4 protein-coding genes are annotated in these 3,879 nt (G+C 54.5%); 3 read left to right on the forward strand and 1 reads right to left on the reverse strand.

The window, feature by feature from the left end; translation table 11 throughout:
- Positions 1-41 precede the first annotated feature (41 nt).
- Positions 42-1,337, forward strand: a complete 1,296-nt coding sequence (locus tag ACH2EH_RS15615; protein ID WP_395142981.1) for an ISAs1 family transposase — start codon at positions 42-44, stop codon at positions 1,335-1,337.
- Positions 1,338-1,355: 18 nt separating this feature from the next.
- Here the strand turns inward: ACH2EH_RS15615 and ACH2EH_RS15620 are convergent, their stop codons facing one another.
- On the reverse strand, positions 1,356-2,705 hold the full coding sequence (locus ACH2EH_RS15620) for an RtcB family protein (RefSeq protein ID WP_395142983.1): 1,350 nt from the start codon (positions 2,703-2,705) through the stop codon (positions 1,356-1,358).
- 62 nt (positions 2,706-2,767) lie between these two features.
- Between ACH2EH_RS15620 and ACH2EH_RS15625 the strand changes: the two genes are divergently transcribed.
- Together ACH2EH_RS15625 and ACH2EH_RS15630 are read left to right on the forward strand one after the other, a co-directional pair.
- On the forward strand, positions 2,768-3,082 hold the full coding sequence (locus tag ACH2EH_RS15625; protein WP_395142985.1) for a hypothetical protein: 315 nt from the start codon (positions 2,768-2,770) through the stop codon (positions 3,080-3,082).
- A 37-nt stretch (positions 3,083-3,119) separates the two neighbouring features.
- On the forward strand, positions 3,120-3,879 hold a 760-nt coding region (locus ACH2EH_RS15630), incomplete at its 3' end, for a family 10 glycosylhydrolase (RefSeq protein WP_395142986.1).

The following is a 3,879-nucleotide window of genomic DNA, read 5'->3' on the forward strand; positions in this document are numbered from 1 at the left end:
AAGGGCGATTGCATATAAAATCCGAGGTATTCTGAGCCAAAATGCACTTGGCTCAGGAGGGCCTCACGACATTGATAGAAGCCACGGATACCCAGAAAACAACGCGATATTCCCTCATAGAGCACTTCCAAGATATACCCGATCCAAGAATTGAGCGTAACCGGGATCATCCTCTCATCAACATTCTTTTCATTGCCTTGTGTGCTATGCTCTGTGGAGCAGAGGATTTCGTCGCCTTTGAGGAGTTTGGAAACGCAAAAATCGCCTGGTTGCGAACCAAAATCGATATGAAAGCAGGTATCCCCTCTCACGATACGTTTGGAAGGGTCTTTGCCCGTATCGCTCCAAAAGACTTCCAAGAGTGCTTCGAGCAATGGGTTCAGGCGATTAGAACTATTTTGGGCACAAATTCAGACCCAATTTTGTCTGCCAGCCAAAACCCGTCCGCCAGCCAAGCAGAGGGTGTTAAAGAAATCCTTGCTTTCGATGGTAAAACTCTGCGACGCTCCTTCGATACGGCAACGGGAAAAGCAGCTCTGCACTTGGTGAGTGCTTGGGCCTGCCAGCAAAAACTCGTTTTTGGACAAGAAGCCGTTCGGGATAAATCCAATGAGATTACTGCAATTCCAGCCTTGCTGAAACGTTTAGATATTGCAGGCTGTTTAGTTACAACCGATGCATTGGGGTGCCAAAAGCAGATTGCACGTCAGATTATCGAGCAGGGTGGGGATTACTTTTTGGCTCTCAAAGACAATCATCCGCTACTTCATGAAGCGGTTGAGAAACTCTTCGCGATTCGCTCCTCTGCCACGAGTAGTTTAACAACTAACGCGACCCAAATTGAGATGTTTTCTCATCTAGAAACGGAAAAAGGACATGGTCGAATTGATACACGTTTATGCCGAGTTATTCGTCTTGATGCCTTGGATGGCTGGGATTATTTAACCAAGGATTGGTGCCAGCTTCACTCTTTAGTTCAAGTAACTCGTCAATGCCGTTCGAAAGAGAAAATTACCGGCAAAGAGAAGCTTTCTCAGGAGTGTCGTTATTTTATTACCAGTGTACTGTGCCAGGGAGCCTCGGATGCTCCGATAATGGGCAGGTTTGCTCGTGAGCATTGGGGAGTTGAAAATCGCCTTCATTGGGTTTTGGATGTTGGCTTTCGTGAAGATGATTGCCGAGTTCGAATAGATCATGGCGCTGAGAACTTGGCGATACTTCGTCATTTTTGTGTAAATCTTCTGAGTCAGGAGCGTACCAGTAAGGTTGGTGTTAAGAATCGTCGTTTGCGAGCGGGCTGGGATGATACGTTTTTGGAGAGGCTCCTGACGAATTGATATGCAATCGCCCTAATTCTAATCCACTCCTTTGATGCTGGCAATCGGGGTGAGGATGGTTTCCACGGTGGCAAGATCGGCGGCGACGACGGCATCTATCACGTCTTTGGCGGGTTTGTAGACATCGGGCGACTCGTCAATGGGGACGTTGCCACCCGCGTTTACCATCACGTTTAAGGCTTTCATCTGCCGATTCACGCCGCTCTGGGTGAGGCTCTGTTTGGCCGCGCCCCGGCTCATCTTGCGGCCACAGCCATGATTGACACTCCAGAGGGCGTTGGCCGCGCCGGGACGGGCGCGCAAAATATAGCTATTGTCGCCCATCGAGCCGGGGATGAGCACAGGGTGGCCGGTCGCTTCCCACTTGGTTCCGACTAGCTCCGGGTGGCCTGCGGGGTAGGCACGGGTCGCGCCTTTTCGGTGCACCCAGGCTGAGTCGCCGTCGGGGGTTTTCTCGGGCTGCGCTAGGTTATGGCTGATCTCGTAGACTAGCTCGGGCTCCTTGCCAAAGACGCGGCGAAATGCGGTGCCGATCTGCTCCCAGAGATAGAGTCGGTTGGCAATGGCGAAGTTTGCCCCGGCGGAGACAGCGTTCTTGTAGCCCCACCAGAGCTTGGAGTCCGGTTTGATGTAGGTCGCTTCGACGCCGATTCCGTGGCGGTCTTTGACTTCGGCCCGGGCGGCGTACATGTAGTGCTGCGCAAGCTGGAAGCCAAATCCACGCGAGCCGGTGTGTACCATCACCCACAGATAGCCGTCTTGGTCGTACTGAAGCTCTGCGAAGTGATTGCCGCCTCCCAAACTACCGAGCTGCCCAATGCCTCGATTAAAGGCACGCTCCGGCGCTTCCCAGCCATCGTCAACGGGCAGAAAGTCACGCTCGGAGTTCTCTCGCTCGTAGCCTAGGGCCGCCGCGCCGGTGCGGATGATCTCCTGAAACTGCTTGTTGGTGACGGAGATATTGCCGCGTTGTCCAACGCCAAGGCCAATGCGACGCATCACTTCCTCGCTGAACTTGCGCCGGAGCTTTTCATCCAGCCCCTTGCTATGGGGCACATCGGACTTGAAGCAGAGGATTCCGCAACCAATATCAAAGCCAATCGGTGCCAGGAGCAGTGTGCCATCGGTGGAGATCACGCAACCGACGGGGACGCAGTTGCCGACATGGGCATCCGGGGTGAGCACTAAGTCCTTGACACCAGGGTAGGTTGCAGCCCAAGCAAGCTGAGTAAATACCGATTCTTCAAGTTGACCGAAGAGTTTTTCCGTGAAGAAAAGGCGTGCGGGTCTCTCCAGTCCCAGCTCATGGAGGTCCAGGGTATAGTATCCGCCACTTTCATGGCGAACGCAGGCATCTTTATAGCTCATACGGCACAGTATCGCAGGAAAGTGGTACAGTGTTAAAGATAAAATATCGGAGGGGCGTGCAGATGAACTCGGCTCAGCGTCTATTGCGAATCGCGGTGGTTGTTCTGGTTATTTGTATGGGGCTCTTTCCACCCTACATTATCCGTGAGGATGTCAAAGGCACACGGTGGGTGTGCTATGGGCCAGTCTGGCAGGCACCGTACCCCGCTAAGGAAGACGTCTTCCCGTCGCAGCCGTACTGCCCGGAAGGGCGACCCAGCGGCTTTCTTCTGCTGGCCCAGCTTACGGTGCTCTGGATGGGAAGTAGCGCAGTCTACATGGGGCTGGGCAAGCTCGCCTGGGATCCAGACAAGTACCCCGAGTACTACCGTCCTTAGGCTATAAAGTAGCGCGTAGGCTGTAGAATAGGCGGTAATGATTCTCCAAACCGCTGTTCCTGCGGCGCAGATGACGCTGCCGTTTCCCCACCTGCCTGCCGTCTTGCTGGATGAACCCAACACGGGCTACGGACTGGCGCAGGCACTCTGTCGTGAGCAAAAAGTGCAGGGGCGGCTACTCTGGGTGGATGCGACCGCTAATATAGACCGGGTGAACACGGCACCGAAGATTCAAGCGCTCGTCGCAAAGATCAAGAGTGTCGGGTTCAATACCGTGGTTTTTGATGTCAAGCCGATCCTGGGGGAGACGCTCTACCCCAGTAAGTTCGCCCCCAAGCTCACCGAGTGGGTGCGGCCTTGGGCCACCTACAAGCTGCCCGCTGATTTTGATCCCCTCAAAGTCATGAGTGCGGAGTGTCGCAAGCAGGGCCTCAGCCTGATTATCGCGTTCAATGCGTTTTCGGAGGGGCACCGGGAGTTTCCCAAGAAGGGCCTCGCGGTTGAGAAGCCACAGTGGCAGACCATGCTCTATGAAAACACCGTTGCCGTTGAGGGAATTGTGCTGGGAGAGCCACTGCAAATCGCCACAGATACCGGCAAGCTGCCCAAGCTCACGAGCGAGAGCTTCTCTGTGGCACTGGACAAAGACGGTAAGATTGTGGCGCTCTTCGACGGCACTTCACTGGCAGCACTGGCTCCCAAGCCCGGCGCGAGCGGTGCGTTTCTGGTGGCGGTTGGTGACAAAGAGGCGGCGTGGTTGCGGGCTAAGAAGCTAGGGGAGACCCTGGCCCCAACAA

The organism is Armatimonas sp., from assembly GCF_043760365.1.
In the GTDB taxonomy this organism is placed as follows: Bacteria; Armatimonadota; Armatimonadia; order Armatimonadales; family Armatimonadaceae; genus Armatimonas.

What these genes read in the sequence shown, in the direction of transcription:
- ACH2EH_RS15615 (WP_395142981.1), top strand. Translation starts at nt 42, where the DNA reads ATGCACTTGGCTCAGGAGGGCCTCACGACATTGATAGAAGCCACGGAT.
- ACH2EH_RS15620 (WP_395142983.1), bottom strand. Translation starts at nt 2,705, where the DNA reads ATGAGCTATAAAGATGCCTGCGTTCGCCATGAAAGTGGCGGATACTAT.
- ACH2EH_RS15625 (WP_395142985.1), top strand. Translation starts at nt 2,768, where the DNA reads ATGAACTCGGCTCAGCGTCTATTGCGAATCGCGGTGGTTGTTCTGGTT.